The sequence below is a fragment of the Pseudomonas sp. RP-B7 genome, from assembly GCF_059803535.1.
Window position 1 is genome coordinate 1 of record NZ_JAPFHC010000040.1, and the last position, 17,141, is coordinate 17,141.

Consider the following 17,141-nt stretch of genomic DNA (forward strand, 5'->3'; position numbering starts at 1 on the left):
CGAATGCGGTGGGTCAGTCAGCACATGCATCAACTGATACACCGCATTCGCGAGCAAGCCCGCTCCCACAAAAGCTCGTGCACACATGTCCTGCCGTGCCCGGTCCCGAAAATTGCCTGCGAATCAATCCCAAATGAAGCTTTCATGACAAAAGTTCGGTAGCTCCCACCCGCGCCTGTCTGTCCTATGTAACGCGCTGGATACGATCAAAAGTCGTTGTCGAAGCCGTCAGCAGGACGCCAGGAGTGGGGCAATGGGAACTATGGAACGTTACTCGAAAGTCGGCATGCAGGAGCTCGATCAGCGCCTGTCGAAGATCGTCGAAGCCGCGCGCAAGAAGCCGGTTTCGGTGTACCGCTATGGCGCGCCGTGGGTGTGGATCGTCTCCCAGGACGATTGGCAGGGCGCCTTGAAGGAAGTGTCCAGCTTTATCCCGGCAGGGCATTCGCTGGTGTTGCTGCGCCCGCAGATCGATGAGGTGCTCGACAGCCATCGCGACTGGCTCCAGCCCGAGCCGGGCATGCTGATTGCGCCGCACACCGTGGTGCACATCCTCCTGTTGCAACTGCTGTATTCGGTGCCCAGCGAGCAGCAACTGCACGAGCAGCTCAATTACAACCTGCTGTTCCGCTGGTTCGTCGGCCTCGACCTGAACCAGAAGGTGTGGGGCATTCACGTCCTGCAACGGGACATCGCCAGCGTGCTGGGCAACCCGCGGGCGGTGCAGTTGATCCAGACCATCATCGGTGACGTGTTTTGTGGCGCCTTGCTGCACATGCCGGAGTTCTCGCTGAATTTCGCCTTGCTGCACACCTGGCTGGCCCGGCACAGCCATCTTTCGACAACCAGCAATTGAGCAGGCCAAACGCCGTGCAAACGGCGACGGTGCAAAAACTTGGAAAGTTAGGGGGCGGTGTGGAGCATCTGTTCAAGTCAACGCTGGCGCTGTGCTGCCTGACGCTGTGGGCCCAGGCCCAGCCTGCGCAGGCCGAGGAGGAGGGCGCAGCACGCCGGGTCGACGTCAGTGAGTACTTCGTGCGCGGCAACACCGTGCTCGATGCGGCGGCGATTGAAGAGGCGGTGTACCCGTTTCTCGGCCCGCAAAAAACCTTGGGCGACATCGAAGGCGCCCGCGACGCGCTGCAAAAGATCTACCAGGCACGGGGCTACCAGTCGGTGTTTGTCGAGCTGCCGGAGCAGAAGGTCGATGACGGCATCGTCTACCTGCAAGTCAGCGAAACCAAGATCGGCCGCGTACGCGTGGTCGGTGCCAAGCATTACTCGCCAGTGGAAATCCGCGACGAAGTGTCGGCGCTCAAGGAAGGTGCGGTGCCGGACTTCGCCACCGTGCAAACCCAGCTCGCCGGGCTCAACCGTGGCGTCGGACGTCAGGTCACGCCACTGGTACGCGAGGGCCAGCGCCCGGGCACCATGGATGTGGACTTGCAGGTGGAAGACCAGAATCCCTGGCACGCCAGCATCGGCCTGAACAACGACTACAGCGCCGACACCGAAAAGCTGCGTTCGGTCGCCACCCTGAGTTACGACAACCTCTGGCAACTGGGCCACGCGATTTCCCTGACCTACTTCACCGCGCCCCAGGACAGCGCCAACGCCAAGGTCTGGTCGGGCTCCTACACTGCGCCGCTGGATGATCGCTGGGCGTTGCAGTTCTCCGGCTACCAGTCCGACAGCAATATCGCCACCCTCGGCGGCAGCAACGTGCTGGGCAAGGGGCATTCCTATGGCGTGTCGGCGATCTACAGCTTTCCGGGCGCGGGCGTCTGGGCCAATTCGTTGTCGGTGGGTATCGACTTCAAAGACTTCGACGAAGAAATGAAATTCGGCGCCAGCAGCGACCAGGTGCCGCTCAAGTACGCGCCGTTCACCCTCGGCTACAACGGCTATCGCTACACCGAGCAATCCCAGCTCGGCCTGGGTTTGAACCTGGTGGTGGGCACCCGCGCGTTCTTCGGCTATGGCAGCGATGCCGAAGCGTTCGACTACAAACGCTACAAAGCCAGCCCCAGTTTCGCCGTGCTCAAGGGCGACCTGAATTACACCTACACCTTCACTGGCGATTGGCAGTCGGCGTCCAAGGCCGCGTTCCAGCTGGCCTCGGGGCCGCTGGTGTCGAACGAGCAATATTCGGCCGGCGGCGCCACCTCGGTGCGCGGTTATCTGGCGGCAGAGCGCACTGGGGACGAGGGCTACTTGCTCTCCCAGGAGCTGCGCACGCCGTCCCTGGCCAAGTACGTCGGCAGCTACGTCAAGGACTGGCGCTTCTACGCGTTTGCCGAAGGCGCACGCCTGCGTCTGCACGACCCGATGCCCGAGCAAGAAGACGAATACAGCCTGGCCAGCGTCGGCCTCGGCACCCGCGCCAGTTTGAGCAAATGGTTGTCCGGCAGCCTGGATTGGGGCTACCCGCTGCTCGATGGACCGAACACCCAGAAACAGGACTCGCGACTGCACTTCAGTGTGCAGGCGACTTTCTGACTTTTTCTTCCGGAGACTCCACCCATGCAACGCCTATTCCTGAGCCTGTTGATCTGCCTGGGCTTCGCGCTCCCGGCCACTGCCCATGCCTGGTGGCAAGACGACTGGCACTACCGCAAACAGATTTCCGTGGACACCACCGCCCAAGGCGCCGCGATCAGCCAGGCCCTGGGCCGCACCGCGCTGCTGGTGCGCCTGCACACCGGCAACTTCACCTTTGACGGGGTGAAGGACGACGGCGCCGACCTGCGCTTTGTCAGCGCCGACGACAAGACCGTGCTCAACCACCAGATCGAAAGCTTCGACCCGCTGATGGGCATGGCCCTGATCTGGGTCGATGTGCCCAAGGTTGAAGGCGGCCAGCGCCAGGACCTGTGGATGTACTACGGCAACCAGAAAGCTGCGGCTACCAGCAACGGCCAACTGGCGTTCGACCCCAACTACACCGCGCTCTACCACTTCGACGATGCCAACGGCACCCCGGCCCGTGACACCACGGCCTATGCCAACACCGCGCTGAACGCCACCGGCGCGAGCATCGACGGCGTGATCGGCCGCGCCTTGCAGTTCGGCGGCCAGCCGCTGCTGTTGCCGGCCAGCCCGTCGCTGCAACACGCCGCCGGCGCGGCGTTCACTTTCAGCGCCTGGTTGCGCCTGGATCAGGCCAGCGGCGAGCAAATCGTCTTCGCCCGTCGCGAGGGTGCGCACAGCCTGTTGCTGGGCTTGAACCAGGGCACGCCGTTTGTGGACATCGACGGCCAGCGCGCCGTGTCGAGCCAAGCGCTGAACCCCGGCCAATGGCAGCACCTGGCGTTCACCGCCGAGGGTGAAAAAGTCGCGTTGTATGTGAATGGCCGCGAAACCGCGACCCTGGCCGTGGCCGTGCCTGCGTTCAACTCGCCACTGGCGATTGGTGGCGACCTGCCGGACGCCACCAGCACTCACCAGCCGTTTGCCGGGGCCATCGACGAGCTGCGCCTGTCCAAGGTCGCACGCCCGGCCACGTTGCTGCTGGCCGACGCCAGCGCCCAGGGCGCCGAGTCGAAACTGGTGGCGTACGGCGTCGATGAAGAACAGTCCGGTTTTGGTTTCGGCAGCCTGGGCTTTTTGCTCAACGCCGTGCCGGTGGACGCCTGGGTGATCATCCTGGTGCTGGTGGCGATGATGTTCCAGTCGTGGGTCATCATGCTGCGCAAGAACCGCCAGGTCAGCCGTCTCAGCGCGGCCAACGAAGTGTTCCGCGAGCACTTCGCGCAGATCGGCACGCGTCTGGAGATGTATGCCGACGACGCGCAGTTGGCCGAGCGTCTGCAGCATTCCTCGCTGTGGCGCCTGTACCTGGTGGCGGTCAAGGAAATCCGTACGCGCCGCGCCCAGGGCGCTGACACCTCGTCAGTCTCGGCGGCGACCATCGAAGCGATCCGCTGCTCCATGGACGGTGTGCGTACCCGCGAAAACCAGGCGCTCAGCGCCAAGCTCTCGACCCTGTCCAACGCCATCGCCGGCGGCCCGTACATCGGCCTGCTCGGCACCGTGCTGGGGATCATGGTGGTGTTCCTCGGCACGGCCATGGCCGGTGACGTGAACATCAACGCGATTGCGCCGGGGATGGCGGCCGCCTTGCTGGCCACGGCCATGGGCCTGTTCGTCGCGATCCCGGCGCTGTTTGGCTACAACCGCCTGATCACACGCAACAAGGAAGTCAGCGCCGATATGCGGGTGTTCGTCGACGAGTTCATCACCCGCCTGGCGGAGATGCACGGCGAAAGCCAGTCCAGTGAAGCCGCGCATCGCCGCGAGCAGCACGCCGCCGTACCGGCCTGAGGAGTATCAGCATGGCTTCCGTAAACGCCTCCCACGACGATGACGACGATGCCGCCGTCGACAGTATCAACATCACGCCCCTGGTGGACGTGCTGATGGTGGTGCTGGTGATGTTTATCCTCACCGCCACCGCCCAGGTCTCGGGGATCCAGATCCACTTGCCCAAGGCCAGCGCCTCGGTGTCGCTGTCGGAGGCCAAGACCAAGGCCATCTCCGTCAACGACGGCGGCCAGGTGTTCCTCGACGCCTACCCGGTGACCCTCGGCGAGCTGGAAGAGCGCCTGCGCATCGAGAAAGCGCTGAACCCGGATTTCCCGGTGATCGTGCGCGGTGACGCCTTGGTGCAATACCAGAAGGTGATCGAGGTGCTCGACTTGCTGCGACGGCTGGAGCTGTCCCAGGTCGGGCTGGTCACCGGCAAACCGAGCCAGGGCTGAGCCATGACCGCACAGATCCCGATGCCGCCGTTGCCGGTGAAAAACAAGCCGCCGCTGCGCCCGCTGAAGTGGGGCGCAGGCCTCTTGCTGGGCGCGGTTGCGGCCTGGTTTTTGTGGCAGTGGGCCAATGACATGAGCGGCGTGCGCCGTGAAGCGCCAAAGATCCCGACGATTATTCCGTTGCCGCCACCGCCACCACCGCCGCCGGAAAAACCCAAGGAGCCCGAGCCCCAGGTCGAAGAAAAAATCCCCGAGCCGGTGCCGACGCCTGAGCCGCAAGAGGTCAAGCCAGCGGACGAAGCCCCACCGTCGCCGGCCGATGATCTGGCCAACCCGATGCAGATCGACGGTGATGCGCAGTCGGGTAATGACGGCTTCAACATCGGCGCCGGCAAGGGCGGCGGCATGGCCGGTTCCGGTGGCGGCGGCCTGGGTGCGGGGACCTACAAGCAGTACCTGGCCGGTGTGTTCCAGCGCTTGCTGCGCGATGACCCGCAGTTGCGCAATCGCGCCTATGCAGTGCAGGCCGATTTGTGGCTGCGCGGTGACGGGCAGGTCACGCGGGCCGAGCTGGTCAAGTCCAGCGGTGATGCCGAGATCGATGCACAGGTGCTGGCGGCGTTGCGTGCCTCCCACGTGCCGCAACGTGTTCCGGACGCAGTGAAGATGCCGGTACGCCTGTCCTTCAAGGGCCGGCGGCCGGATTGATCGAACCCCTTTTCTACGGTTTTTTACAGGAGTTGCGTACACATGATTTCCCCCGTGAATCGACTGACCCTGGCGGTTGGCATGGTCATCGCGACCCTGGTCGGCCAGGCGACGGCAGCCCCGGTCGCCCCCTCGGAAAACGTCACCGTCAACCTGATCCGCCTGTTGGTGCAGCAGGGGGTATTGACCCAGGACACGGCCAACGGGCTGATCGCCCAGGCTGAAAGAGAAGCCCAGCAGGCGCGCCAGGCCAACGCCGCGCCGGTGGTGGCCGCCGGTCCCGCCGCCGCGCCGGGGGACGTGCGTGTGCAGTACGTGCCGCAAGCGGTGCGCGATCAGATCCGCGATCAGGTCAAGGCCGAAGTCATGGCCACTGCCAAGCAGGAAAACTGGGCACAGCCCAACACGTTCCCGGACTGGGTCTCGCGCATCAGCTTTGACGGCGACATCCGCCTGCGTGACGAGTCGCGTTACTTCTCCGGCAACAACAGCAACCAGATCGTCGACTACGCCAAACTCAATGACACCGGCCCGTATGACGTGAACAAGGACTCCAACACCAAGTTCCCGCCGCTGCTCAACACCACCAAGGACCGCGAGAACCTGTTCCGCCTGCGCGCACGCCTGGGCATGAAGGCGGTGCTGTCACCGGAGTGGACCGCCGGTATCCGCATCGGCACCGGTTCCGACAACAACCCGGTGTCGACCACCCAGACCCTCGGCGGCGGCTTTGGCAAGAAGGACATCTGGCTCGACCAGGGCTACCTGACCTGGAAGGCCAGCGACTACATGGCGCTGACCGCCGGGCGTATCGGCAACCCGTTTTACTCCACCGACATGATGTATTCCAACGACCTCAACTTTGACGGCGTGGCGGCGATCTTCAACCACAAGCTCAACAGCGAGTGGGGCGTGTTCGGCACCGTGGGGGCGTTCCCGGTGGAATACACCGCGGATGCCGCCAGCAGCAACGGCATCGACAAGGAGGACAGCGAGACCAAGTGGCTGTTCGGCGCGCAGATCGGTGCGGACTGGAAGATCAACCGCAGCAACAGCCTCAAGCTGGCGGGCGCCTACTACCAGTTCCAGGACATCGAAGGGCAGCGCTCCAGCCCGTGCACGCCGTGGGCCGGTGCCGCCGGTTGCGACACCGACGGCACGCGCGTGGCCTTTATGCAGAAGGGCAACAGCGTGTTTCTGCTGCGCGACATCACGCCCAACCCGGCCGACCCGGCGAAGACGCCGAACCCGCAGTACGTGGGGCTGGCGTCCAAGTTCAATGTGCTCGACCTCAATGCGGTGTGGGACAGCGAGCTGCCGAGCGACTTCAAGCTGCGCAGCCAGGCCAACTTCATCCACAACCTGGCCTACGACAAGAGCGAGATGCTCAAGCGCGGCGAAGGCCAGATCGTCAACAACATCAACAGCAACGGCCAGTTTGAAAGTGGCGGCAATGCGCTGATGGTCTCGTTCACCCTCGGCAGTGCACTGGAGATGCGCAAGCGTGGCGACTGGAACGTGTTGGCCGGCTACAAGTACATCCAGCCGGATGCCTTGCCCGACGGCTTCAACGATTCCTCGTTTCACCTGGGCGGCACCAACGCCAAGGGTTACTTCATTGGCGCCAACTACGGGCTGGAAAAGAACGTCTACGCCAGTGCGCGTTGGTTGAGTGCTTCCGAGGTGTATGGCGCGCCGTTCGAAGTCGATGTGATGCAACTGGAACTCAACACGCGCTTCTGAGGCGCACAGGAGATGCCACATGAACACGCGAATCTGCGGGCTGCTGTTGTTGTTCATCGCCAGCGGCGCTTGCGCCGAAGGCATGGAAGAGCGCCTGCGTACTCAACTGCGCAGCACCACCCAGCAGTTGCAGGCGCTGCAAAGCGAACAGGCCCAGGCCAGTGCCGCGCGCATCGCCGCCGAAGCCCAGGCCAAGCAGGCCCAGGCGCAAATCAAGCAATTGACCGCCGAGCTGGAAAAGACCCGTGGCGTGGCCGAACAGATGGCCGGCCAGCAACAGAGCCTGCACAACCAGGCGCAAGCCCAAGTGGCGGCGAGCAACGAGCAGATCGGCAAATTCAAGAAGGCCTATGAGGAACTGCTGGTGCTCGCCAAGGGCAAGGAGGCCGAACGTGCCCGCTTGCAGGCGCAATTGAGCGAACGTGACACACAAGTGCAGCAATGTTCAGTCAAGAATCAACAGATGTACGGGGTGGCCCAGCAGTTGCTGGCGGCCTACGAGAAGATCGATGTGGCTGAGGTGATGAGCATCCGCCAGCCCTTCGCCAGCAGCGCGCGGGTCAAGTTCGAGGAACTGGCCCAAGGTTTTGGCGACGATCTGTACAAGAGCCGTTTCGATGCGCCCCAGGCAACCGCCAATCATTGATAGACAGGGAAGAGATCAGCATGAGCGAATTGATTGATAGCGTGACCATCCAGAGTCTCACCGAGCTGTTGCAGGACGCCGGTTACCGGGTCAACCCGAGCGAACAGAACGGTATCGTGCAACTGCTCAGCGCCAGCCAGGGCATCGGCTTTGCCGTGCGCTTCGGCAACCCGGCGGCGGAGCAGGGCAGTTATGTGGACTTCACCTACAGCTGCGCGCTGCGCATCCAGGGCCAATTGCCGCAAGGCCTGGCCGAGGTGTGGAACGCCTCGCGGCGCTTTGCGCGGTTGTCGGTGCAAGGTGAATTTTTGCTGATGGAAATGGATGTGGTAGTGGCCGGTGTGGGCGTCACGCATTTGCGCAGCCAGCTGGAACTGTGGGACCGCCTGTTGCAGGAGTTCATCGTCTACCTGCGTGAGTACAGCCAGCAGGCGGCGCAGTTGCAGGCCGCCGCGCAGGTGGTGGGCGAAGAGGCGGGCGTATTGTGAAAAAGCCAACCCTGATGGTCGGCGCCGGTGCGCTGGCCCTGCTGGTGGTGGCTGTGGGCTTGAGCTTGCGGCCGGGCAGCGACCCGGTGGCGGCGCAACAGCCGGCGCCGGTAGCCGCGACGCCGGCGAGCGGCCCGGCGGTGGCGCGCCTGGGCAACCAGCAGATCGACCTGGCGGAAATGAAAAGCGTGCTGGCGAGCCTGCCGGCCGAGTCCCGCGAGCAATTGCGCGGCAACCGTGGCGCGCTGGAGACGTGGCTGCGCTCGCGCCTGGCGCAAAAAGCCGTGCTTGAACAGGCCGACGCCCAGGGCTGGCGCCAGCGCCCGGAGGTGGAGCAGCAGACCCGTGCCGCCGCCGAGCAGATTGTGTTTCGCGACTACATGCTGTCGGTCAGCCAGGTGCCTGCCGACTATCCCAGTGCGGCTGAGTTGCAACAGGCCTACGACGCCGGCAAGGCACAGTGGGTGACGCCGCCGCTGTATCGGGTGAGTCAGATTTTCCTCGCGGTGAACGACCCGCAGTCCGCCGACGCGGTCCGCCGCCAGGCCCAGGAACTGAGTCGCAGAGCCCAGGCCGCGCCGGCAGATTTCGCCGCGCTGGCCACGCAATATTCCCAGGACCCGAATACCGCCCAGCGCGGCGGCGATTCGGGCATGCAGCCGTTGCAGCAGTTGGTGCCCCAGGTACGCGAGGCGGTGGCGCGGCTCAAGGTCGGCGCGGTGTCGGAGGTGGTGCAGAGCCCGGCCGGGTTCCATGTGCTCAAGCTCACCGGCCAGCAACCGGCGCGCACCGCGACCCTGGATGAACTGCGTGAACGGCTCACCGAAGCCTTGCGCAGCCAACGCCAGGAGCAGATCGCCAAGGCGTACCTGGAAGGCATGCTCAACACCGCGACCTTGAGCATTGATGGCGCCGAGTTGAACAAGGTGTTGGAGTAACGCGCGACCACCCGCATTGGATGCACAGACCAACAAGACAGGGAGTCTCCCATGGCATTTCTAGAACCGTCCGGCGTCCAATCGCCCGCCCCCTGGCGCGCCGTGAATGAGCCACACCGCACTTGGCAGGCCTTGGCCGGCGAGATCGACCCGGAGGTGGCGCGCTACTTCCTGGTGAGTGCGCGCTGCGGTTGTTTCATGCAGGCGGCGCGCAGCCTGAATATCAAATCGACGTTGTTGCGCAAACGCCTGGCGCAGCTCGAAGAACAGGTGCGGCATGCGCTGTTCACGTATCAGGGCAACGGCTTGGTGCTCAGTCGTGATGGCCAGCAATTGCAGGCACAACTGGTCGCCCTGGCCCATGAACGGCGCCTGCCGGTGGTGGAGCAGCCGCTGATCCGCCTGGCCGTGGCCGAACCGATCCTGCACGACATCCTCGGCCGCGACCTGATTGCCTTGCTGCGCCGTAATGCCAGCGTGCGCCTGGAGATCATCTCCATCGACAGCCAGCTGTCGCTGCAAGCGGTGGATGTGGACGTGGTGCTGTGGTTGTCCGACGCCGACGGCCCGGCGTGCGGCCCGAGTTTCCCCACTGAACCGCCGCAGTCCCTGGCGCGCCTGCATTACCTGCCGCACATCGCCAAGCGCTACTCACGCCTGACCACGCGCCCGGACAGCGTCGACGACCTCGACGACTACATGTTGGTGCAGTGGCAGCCCGACGTGCAGGTCGAGGCCTTGCATCCCTGGAACCACGTGGTGGAACAACGCCGCGCCGCCGTGGTGCAGGTGCAGGCCTACTCGCTGATGCTGGAAATGATCCGCTGCGGCGCGTGCATCGGCTTGCTGCCGCACTACATGGGCAGCTTCGACCGAGGGCTGGTGGCGTTGCCGGGGTTGCTGGACGACAGCATGCAGCGCCAGGTATGGCTGGCGGTGAACGCCCAGGTGCGGGATGCGCAGGCGGTGCAGGTGATTGTGGAGTTGATCGTGAGCACGTTCGAGGGGCGGCGCGAGTGGTTTGCCCTCGGGACTGCTTGAGCGACTGGCATTGGGGTAAGTCCGTTCAAGGGCGTTGCGCTTGAGGGATAAGTGCGCGAGGCTTGCCGACCTGTCTCTGTCGGAGCGAAGCCCGTGCAAGCCACCCGTTTGACCCTGATCTGTCATGCCGTCACGCCCCTGCAAAAACGCGGGCGCTTCTGCGCTGACGAAGCGGTGGCGATGGATTGGCAAGGCGCGGCGCTGTCGCTGGCCGCGCGTTACAAGCCCAGCCGCCGCCTGCTGTGCGGGCCGGAAGCACGCACTCGGCAGACCGCGGGTTTGTTCGGCAGCGATGCGCTGCTTGAAGAGGCCTTGCGCGATGGCGATTTCGGCCAGTGGAAAGGCCAGGACATCAGCCAGCTGGCGATCGATGAGTTGAACGCGTGGCTGGCCGACAGCGCCAGTGCGCCCCACGGTGGCGAATCGGTGGATCAGGTCTGTGCACGGGTCGCGCAGTGGATGCAGGCCCTTGAAGCGCACCCCGGCCATATCGTCGCCGTCACCCACCCCTTGGTGATTCGCGCGGCGATGCTCTACGCCCTGCAGCTTCCGGTGGCGATGTTCTACCGGATCGACGTCGAGCCGCTGTCCAGCACGGAGCTGCGCTTCAATACGGTCTGGCGCCTGCGCCTGGAAACTCACGCCTGAACCGCCGAACATGGCAAAATCCACGCCCCGCAATGAGAGCAACCCATGAAACGCATCCTGATCATCGGCATTGGCGCCGGCAACCCTGACTACATCACGATGCAGGCCGTGAAGGCGCTCAATCGCACCGACGTGTTTTTCCTGATGGACAAGGGCCAGAGCAAAGACAAGTTGATCGACCTGCGCCGCGAGATCTGCGAGACCTACATCACCGAGCCCGGCTACCGCTTTGTCGAGGCCGATTGCCCCGAACGCGTGCGCGGTGAAATCGACTACACCACCGCCGTGCAGGATCTGAACCTCGACAAGCAGCAAACCTTTGAGCGCATGATCAACGAGGAAATGGCCGACGGAGAAGTCGGTGCCTTCCTGGCCTGGGGCGACCCGGCGCTGTACGACAGCACCATTCGCATCCTGCAAGCGATTCTGGCCAGCGGGCGCAGTGAGTTTGAATTCGAAGTGATCCCCGGCATCACCAGCGTGCAGGCCCTGGCGGCGCAACACAAAGTGCCGCTGAACCGTATTGGCCGCTCCATCGAGATCACTACCGGGCGCCGGTTGGCGGCAGGGCAGGCGAGTGATGCGGACACCTTGGTGGTGATGCTCGATGCGCAAGACTCCTACCGCACCTTGGCCGATCAGGACCTGGACATTTACTGGGGGGCCTACCTGGGCACGCCGGATGAGATCCTGATCAGCGGCAAAGTCGCTGAAGTCGCCGAAGAAATCGAGCGGGTGCGCAAGGCGGCACGCCTGGCCAATGGCTGGATCATGGACACTTATCTGTTGCGCAAACCCTGAGGTATCGCCCCATGCTCAAGTTGTTTGCCCTCGCGCTGACCCTGGTGGCCGGCGCCGTTCATGCCGACGATACGCTACACACCGATTTACCGCTGGCGTACCTGGAACAGACCCAGGCTGATGCGCGTAACGCGCCGCTGGTGATTTTCCTGCATGGGTTTGGCAGCAACGAAGAGGACCTGTTTGGCCTCAAGGACGCACTGCCATCCACTTGGACCTACCTGTCGGCACGGGCGCCGATGCCGGTGGATGCGCGCGGCTATCGCTGGTTTGCGAAGAAACCCGGGGATGGCGATTACGACGGCGAGACCGCCGATTTGCAACGCAGCGCCAGGTTGATCGAAGACTTTGTGACCCAGGCCACCGCCAAGTACCACACCCGCAGCGATCGGGTGTTTCTGGTGGGGTTCAGCCAGGGCGCAATCATGTCCTACGAGGTGGGGTTGCGTAAGCCGACGTTGGTGCGTGGGATTGCAGCGTTGAGTGGCAGTGTGTTGCCAGTGCTCAAGGCTGAGCTCAAGCCGGATGCGGCATTGAGCGGGCTGGCGATCTTCATTGGCCACGGCACGCTGGACCAGGCGCTGGCGTATGCGTCGGCGACGAGGGCGAATGAGGCGTTGGTGGGGGTGGGGTTGAAGCCGGAGTTTCATGGGTATATGGGCATGCCGCATACCATCAGCGAGGCTGAAGTGCAGGATTTGAAGGCCTGGCTGGAAAAAAGCTTGAAGTGAGCACGGTCAAAACATGTGGGGCGGGGCCCCACATTTGGTTTGGTGTTGCTTGGCGGGTCGGGTTATTTGCCGCCCGTGATCTGCTTCACCAGCTCGGCATGGCCCTTGGCGTCATCGCCTCGCGAAATCGCCTGGATCACCAGCATGTGGTTGCCCGATCCCCCCAGGAATGTGCTGTTCAGCGTCTTGCCACCGCCCTGTGTCGCGGTGCTGTCCACCTGGCGCAGGCCCAGGCCCTTGAAGGTCAGTTTTTTCTCGCTCTGTTTCTTGAAGTCCGGCAGGGCAGCGCTCTGATCCTTGACGAAGCCGGCCACTGCACCGTCGAGGAACTGTGCGTCGTTATCCTCGACGTTCACCCCGTCGGTCCGTACCGTTTCGGCGACGATCACCACACTTTTCGTGGTCTGGTTGGCGTATAGCGTGCCTTGAGTGGCGGCGCTGGCATCTTCGGCCTTGCTGACCGGCAGGGTGTCGGCCGCGTAGGCCTTGGGCAGGTTGAAGGTGAACTTGCCACCCAGGGTGGAGATGGTCTGCGTGGTCGGCTTGCTGGCGGCGAACACGCTGCCGGCGGCAAGCGCGAGGGCCAGCAGGGCGGCGGTCTTGGTGAAAGTGGCCATGAAGCGCTCCAGGGGTGAACGAAATTGCGGCACATTCTGTCAGAAAAATCGCAATCTCGTTCGCCCTGGGCCTTACACCTTGTCGGACTCTTCTTCGAGCCGGTCCATCTCAAACAATCGCGCCAGTTCCGCCCGGGCTTCCTGGGCGGTCTGCATGACCTTGGCCGCGTCGTCGTACACCGCGTGCTGCGCGGCCAGTACTTGCAGGTCGTGGTTCTTGAAGCGGGTGATGCGTGCATCCGCCTGGGCCTGGGTCAAGCCGAGGCCGACCAGGGTGCGGCGGCTCATTTCCAGGCTGGAGTAGAAGGTCTCGCGCACTGGTGAGGCGTCGAGGTCCACCAGGCGGTGCACGTGCTGGCGGTTACGCGCACGGGCGATGATCTTCATGTGCGGGTAGAGGTTGCGTACCAGTTCGGCGGTCTTGATGTTGATTTCCGGGTCGTCCATGGCGATCACGAAGAACTCCGCCTGGTCGACCTTGGCTGCGTGCAGGATCTCGGGGCGTTGCGGGTCGCCGTAGAACACCGGCATGCCGCCGAAGCTGCGGGTCAGCTCGATGGTTTCCACCGAGGTGTCGAGGGCGATGAACGAGATGTTTTGCGCGCGCAGGATCCGCGCGACGATCTGGCCCATCCGCCCCATGCCGGCGATCACCACGCGAGGCGCATCGCTCTCGATGGTGCGGTATTCCTCGGGCACTTCCACCGGCTTGACCTTGGGCTTGAACAGCTTCGGGCAGACCAACAGCAGCAACGGGGTGACCGCCATCGAGAGGGTGATGGTCAGCACCAGTACATCGTAGAGATGAGGTTCGAACAGGCCCTGGTCGCGACCGATCTTGAACACCACGAAGGCAAATTCACCGCCTGCCGCCAACACCACGCCCAGGCGCAGGGCGCTTTCGCGGTTGAGGTCGCCCACCAGGCGGCCGACGGCGTAGAGCAGGGGTAATTTCAGGCCGATCAGCAGCAGGGTCAGGCCGATCACCAGCAGTGGGCTGCTGAGCAGCAAGCTGAGGTTGGCGCCCATGCCCACGCTGATGAAGAACAGCCCCAGCAGCAGGCCCTTGAACGGCTCGATCTGGGATTCGAGTTCGTGACGGTATTCCGAATCCGCCAGCAGCAGCCCGGCGAGGAAGGCGCCGAGGGCCATCGACACGCCCACCAGTTCCATCAACCATGCGGTGCCGATGACCACCAGCAGGGCGGTGGCGGTGGACACTTCGCGCAGGCCGGTCTTGGCCACCACGCGAAACACCGGCCGCAACAGGTAGCGCCCGCCGATGATCACCACGGCGATACTGCCGAGGATCTGCAACACATGCTGCAAGCCCTGGGCCTCAGTGGTCGGATGATCGCTGCCGGCCAGCAACGGCACCATCGCGATCAACGGGATGGCTGCGATGTCCTGGAACAGCAGGATGGCAAAGGCCAGGCGCCCATGGGGCTGGTTCAGCTCCTTGCGTTCGGCCAGGCTTTGCAGGCCGAAGGCGGTGGACGACAACGCCAGGCCCAGGCCCAGCACGATCGCGCTGTTCCACGACTGGCCAAACAGCCACAAGGCTACAGCGCCCATCACCAGGCCGGTGAGCAACACCTGGGCCAGGCCGACGCCGAACACCGCCTTGCGCATCACCCACAGACGCTTGGGCGACAGTTCCAGGCCGATGATGAACAGCAGCAACACCACGCCCAATTCGGAAAATTGCGCGACGCTTTGCGGGTTACCCACCAACCCGAGGACTGACGGACCGATGATCACGCCAGCGAACAGGTAGCCCAGCACCGCGCCCAATTGCAGGCGCTTGGCCAGGGGCACGGTCAATACGGCGGCGAGCAGGAACACCACCGCTGCTTGTAACAGGTTGCCTTCATGGGGCATTGGGAACTCCAGGATCTTTAGAGCGAATCAACAGGAGCGTATTAGAGCGCTTTTTACATTTCGAGAATTGTGTTTTTGCGGTGAGTGATGCATGTGGCGTGTCCTTGAGCCAGGAGAGCCTGGCCAAACTATTGAATATCAATCAGGCGGCGGTCTCCAAGATGGAGCGCCGCACCGACATGTACATCAGTACATTGCGAGACTACATCCGTGCGATGGGCGGCGACTTGGAGATTATCGCGACGTTTCCAGACGGCCAGGTCAAGATCGATAACTTTGCCTATTGAAGGCTACCCGACCCTGTGCCGGGTTTGCGTTTCACCGGCCAGCGATACAACCCCACCCCCAACCCCACCAGAATGACAGCCATCGAGACCAGCTCCAGCCAGGAAACCCGCTCCCCAATGATCAGCATCGAACTGGCGATCCCAAACACCGGGATCAGCAGCGACAGCGGTGCCACCGTCGATACCGGGTACGCCTTGAGCAATGAGTTCCAGCCCCAGTAGGCAAAGTGCGTGGCCAGGTAGACCTGGAACAGGATCGAGCCGATGGCCGTGGCGTCCAGGTGGGCGGGCAGGCTTTCGAACGCAGCGTTGCCGTGCATCCACCAGGCCATCAGGAACAGCGGGATCGGTGGAAACAGGCTGGCCCAGACCATGAACGCGAAGATTTCCTTCACCCCTGAGCGTTTGATGATCACGTTGCCCACGCTCCACGCCAGTGCGCTGAGTACGATCAGCATGACCCCCAGCACCGCGTGGCTACCCTCCTGGGTGACGACAATGCCCGCCAGGCCGAGCAAAGTCAGCCCGGCGCCGACCAGTTGGGCGTCACGCAGGGTTTCGTTGAACAGCACCACGCCCCAGCCGAGGGTGAAGAACACGCTGAGCTGGATGATCAGCGAAGCGATGCCGGGGCTCACGCCTATCTGGATGCCGTAGTTGATCACGCCCCACATGCCCAAGCCGAAAATCACCCCGTAAGCCGCTACATAGGCGAAGTGCACGGCGGGGCGTCGGATGAAGAACACCAGCGGCAAGGCGGCGAGGGCGAAGCGGATGCCGGTGAGTACGAAGGGGTCGATGCCGCGCAGGCCAAGCTTGGTAATAGGAAAGTTCAAACCCCAGACCAGAGTGACGAGGATGGCAAGTGCCAGGTGTTTCTTGAGCATGGTCGTTCCCTTGAGCTGGCAGGCGTGTCCAAAGGCAACGATGGTAGGCGGCGTTCGTATGGCCCGCTTGCTATGTAAGGTCATGTTTTGACAAAATCGGGCCATGATCCCGACCTTCACCCACGATGACCCCGAAGCCGTAGTGACGCTGCACGAATATGCCTCGGGCACCGTGTTTGCGCGCCACGCCCACAGCCGTGGCCAGTTCGCCTATGCGTCCACGGGGGCGATGAAGATGTTTACCGACCTTGGCAATTGGGTGGTGCCGCCGCAGCGGGCGATCTGGGTGCCCGGCGGCGTGCCCCATGAAATGCACATGCGTGGCGATGTGGTCATGCTCAACACCTATCTCTCTGACGCCGCTGCCCGGCGCGCAGGTTTGCAGGGGCATTGCCAGGTGTTCGAGGTGTCGCCGCTGCTGCGCCATTTGCTGGAGGCGGCACTGGCGATTGACCCGGCGGCGGGGCCCAGTGTCAGGCAGCATTGCGTGCTGACGTTGCTGGTGGATGAAATCGGTGCCATGCCAGAACTGCCCCTCAGCGCGCCGCTGCCGTTAGAGCCTCGGCTCGCCCGCGCCTGCCAGCGCTTCCTGGACGCGCCCACGCAGACCATCGCCCTCGACACCATGGCCGAATGGTCAAGCATGAGCCGGCGCACCTTTACCCGTCAGTTCCTTGAACACACTGGCATGACCTTCGTGGCCTGGCGCCAGCAGGTGTGCCTGCTGGAAGCCACTGCGCGGCTCAGCCACGGTGCCTCGATTACCGACGTGGCGCTGGCATTGGGCTTCAGCAGCTCCAGCGCATTTACCTCGGTGTTCCGCCGCAACGTGGGGGAGGCGCCGGCGCGCTACCTGGCCAAATCAAGGGCGGCGGCGTTGTTCTGATCGTTCATCGGTCAGGATTCACCGTTGCGCCGGCCACGCTTTGTTACTATCGCCGTCCATCGTCACCAGGAGTCACCGG

The 17,141-nt window shown here is 63.5% G+C and carries 16 protein-coding genes and 2 pseudogenes; 15 read left to right on the forward strand and 3 right to left on the reverse strand.

Annotated elements, in window-relative coordinates; translation table 11 throughout:
• Positions 1–286 precede the first annotated feature (286 nt).
• From OPU96_RS25685 to OPU96_RS25745, 13 genes and pseudogenes are all read left to right on the forward strand, one after another.
• Positions 287–650 (forward strand): annotated as a pseudogene (locus OPU96_RS25685) (transposase); the annotation flags it as partial.
• A gap of 265 nt (positions 651–915) precedes the next feature.
• Positions 916–2,499, forward strand: a complete 1,584-nt coding sequence (locus OPU96_RS25690; RefSeq protein ID WP_498559935.1) for a ShlB/FhaC/HecB family hemolysin secretion/activation protein — start codon at positions 916–918, stop codon at positions 2,497–2,499.
• A 24-nt stretch (positions 2,500–2,523) separates the two neighbouring features.
• Positions 2,524–4,323, forward strand: coding sequence for a DUF2341 domain-containing protein (locus OPU96_RS25695; protein WP_498559936.1), 1,800 nt, complete (start codon positions 2,524–2,526; stop codon positions 4,321–4,323).
• An 11-nt stretch (positions 4,324–4,334) separates the two neighbouring features.
• Positions 4,335–4,760, forward strand: coding sequence for an ExbD/TolR family protein (locus tag OPU96_RS25700; protein WP_065905942.1), 426 nt, complete (start codon positions 4,335–4,337; stop codon positions 4,758–4,760).
• A 3-nt stretch (positions 4,761–4,763) separates the two neighbouring features.
• A complete protein-coding gene (locus OPU96_RS25705) occupies positions 4,764–5,468 on the forward strand; it encodes an energy transducer TonB family protein (protein WP_192301108.1) in 705 nt (234 codons plus the stop codon).
• A gap of 42 nt (positions 5,469–5,510) precedes the next feature.
• Complete coding sequence (locus OPU96_RS25710) at positions 5,511–7,211, forward strand: putative porin (RefSeq protein WP_498559937.1); 1,701 nt, start codon at positions 5,511–5,513, stop codon at positions 7,209–7,211.
• A 19-nt stretch (positions 7,212–7,230) separates the two neighbouring features.
• Positions 7,231–7,857, forward strand: a complete 627-nt coding sequence (locus OPU96_RS25715; RefSeq protein WP_226457394.1) for a DNA repair protein — start codon at positions 7,231–7,233, stop codon at positions 7,855–7,857.
• Positions 7,858–7,877: 20 nt separating this feature from the next.
• Positions 7,878–8,345, forward strand: coding sequence for a YbjN domain-containing protein (locus tag OPU96_RS25720; protein WP_192301105.1), 468 nt, complete (start codon positions 7,878–7,880; stop codon positions 8,343–8,345).
• On the forward strand, positions 8,342–9,283 hold the full coding sequence (locus OPU96_RS25725) for a peptidylprolyl isomerase (protein ID WP_463984763.1): 942 nt from the start codon (positions 8,342–8,344) through the stop codon (positions 9,281–9,283). Before OPU96_RS25720 ends, OPU96_RS25725 begins: the two co-directional genes overlap by 4 nt.
• 51 nt (positions 9,284–9,334) lie before the next feature.
• A complete protein-coding gene (locus OPU96_RS25730) occupies positions 9,335–10,324 on the forward strand; it encodes a LysR family transcriptional regulator (RefSeq protein WP_226457396.1) in 990 nt (329 codons plus the stop codon).
• 93 nt (positions 10,325–10,417) lie between these two features.
• Positions 10,418–10,972 (forward strand): histidine phosphatase family protein, encoded by a 555-nt coding sequence (locus tag OPU96_RS25735; protein ID WP_226457397.1) that lies wholly within the window; start codon positions 10,418–10,420, stop codon positions 10,970–10,972.
• Positions 10,973–11,017: 45 nt separating this feature from the next.
• Positions 11,018–11,773: a precorrin-6A synthase (deacetylating) gene (gene cobF, locus OPU96_RS25740; RefSeq protein WP_498559938.1), complete on the forward strand. Its 756-nt coding sequence runs from the start codon at positions 11,018–11,020 to the stop codon at positions 11,771–11,773.
• Between the two features lie 11 nt (positions 11,774–11,784).
• Positions 11,785–12,504 carry an alpha/beta hydrolase gene (locus tag OPU96_RS25745; RefSeq protein ID WP_192301100.1) on the forward strand — a complete coding sequence of 240 codons (720 nt, stop codon included), beginning with the start codon at positions 11,785–11,787 and terminating at the stop codon, positions 12,502–12,504.
• Between the two features lie 62 nt (positions 12,505–12,566).
• Here the strand turns inward: OPU96_RS25745 and OPU96_RS25750 are convergent, their stop codons facing one another.
• On the reverse strand, positions 12,567–13,121 hold the full coding sequence (locus tag OPU96_RS25750; RefSeq protein ID WP_305392468.1) for a DcrB/PsbP domain-containing protein: 555 nt from the start codon (positions 13,119–13,121) through the stop codon (positions 12,567–12,569).
• A 72-nt stretch (positions 13,122–13,193) separates the two neighbouring features.
• A complete protein-coding gene (locus OPU96_RS25755) occupies positions 13,194–15,002 on the reverse strand; it encodes a monovalent cation:proton antiporter-2 (CPA2) family protein (protein WP_226457400.1) in 1,809 nt (602 codons plus the stop codon).
• Positions 15,003–15,106: 104 nt separating this feature from the next.
• Between OPU96_RS25755 and OPU96_RS25760 the strand changes: the two are divergent.
• A pseudogene (locus OPU96_RS25760) lies at positions 15,107–15,289 on the forward strand (XRE family transcriptional regulator); the annotation flags it as partial.
• Here the strand turns inward: OPU96_RS25760 and OPU96_RS25765 are convergent.
• A complete protein-coding gene (locus OPU96_RS25765) occupies positions 15,283–16,176 on the reverse strand; it encodes an EamA family transporter (RefSeq protein WP_498559939.1) in 894 nt (297 codons plus the stop codon). The pseudogene OPU96_RS25760 and the gene OPU96_RS25765 overlap by 7 nt on opposite strands.
• 103 nt (positions 16,177–16,279) lie before the next feature.
• Here OPU96_RS25765 and OPU96_RS25770 point away from each other — a divergent pair, with 103 nt between their 5' ends.
• A complete protein-coding gene (locus tag OPU96_RS25770) occupies positions 16,280–17,062 on the forward strand; it encodes an AraC family transcriptional regulator (RefSeq protein ID WP_226457402.1) in 783 nt (260 codons plus the stop codon).
• Positions 17,063–17,141: the final 79 nt, after the last annotated feature.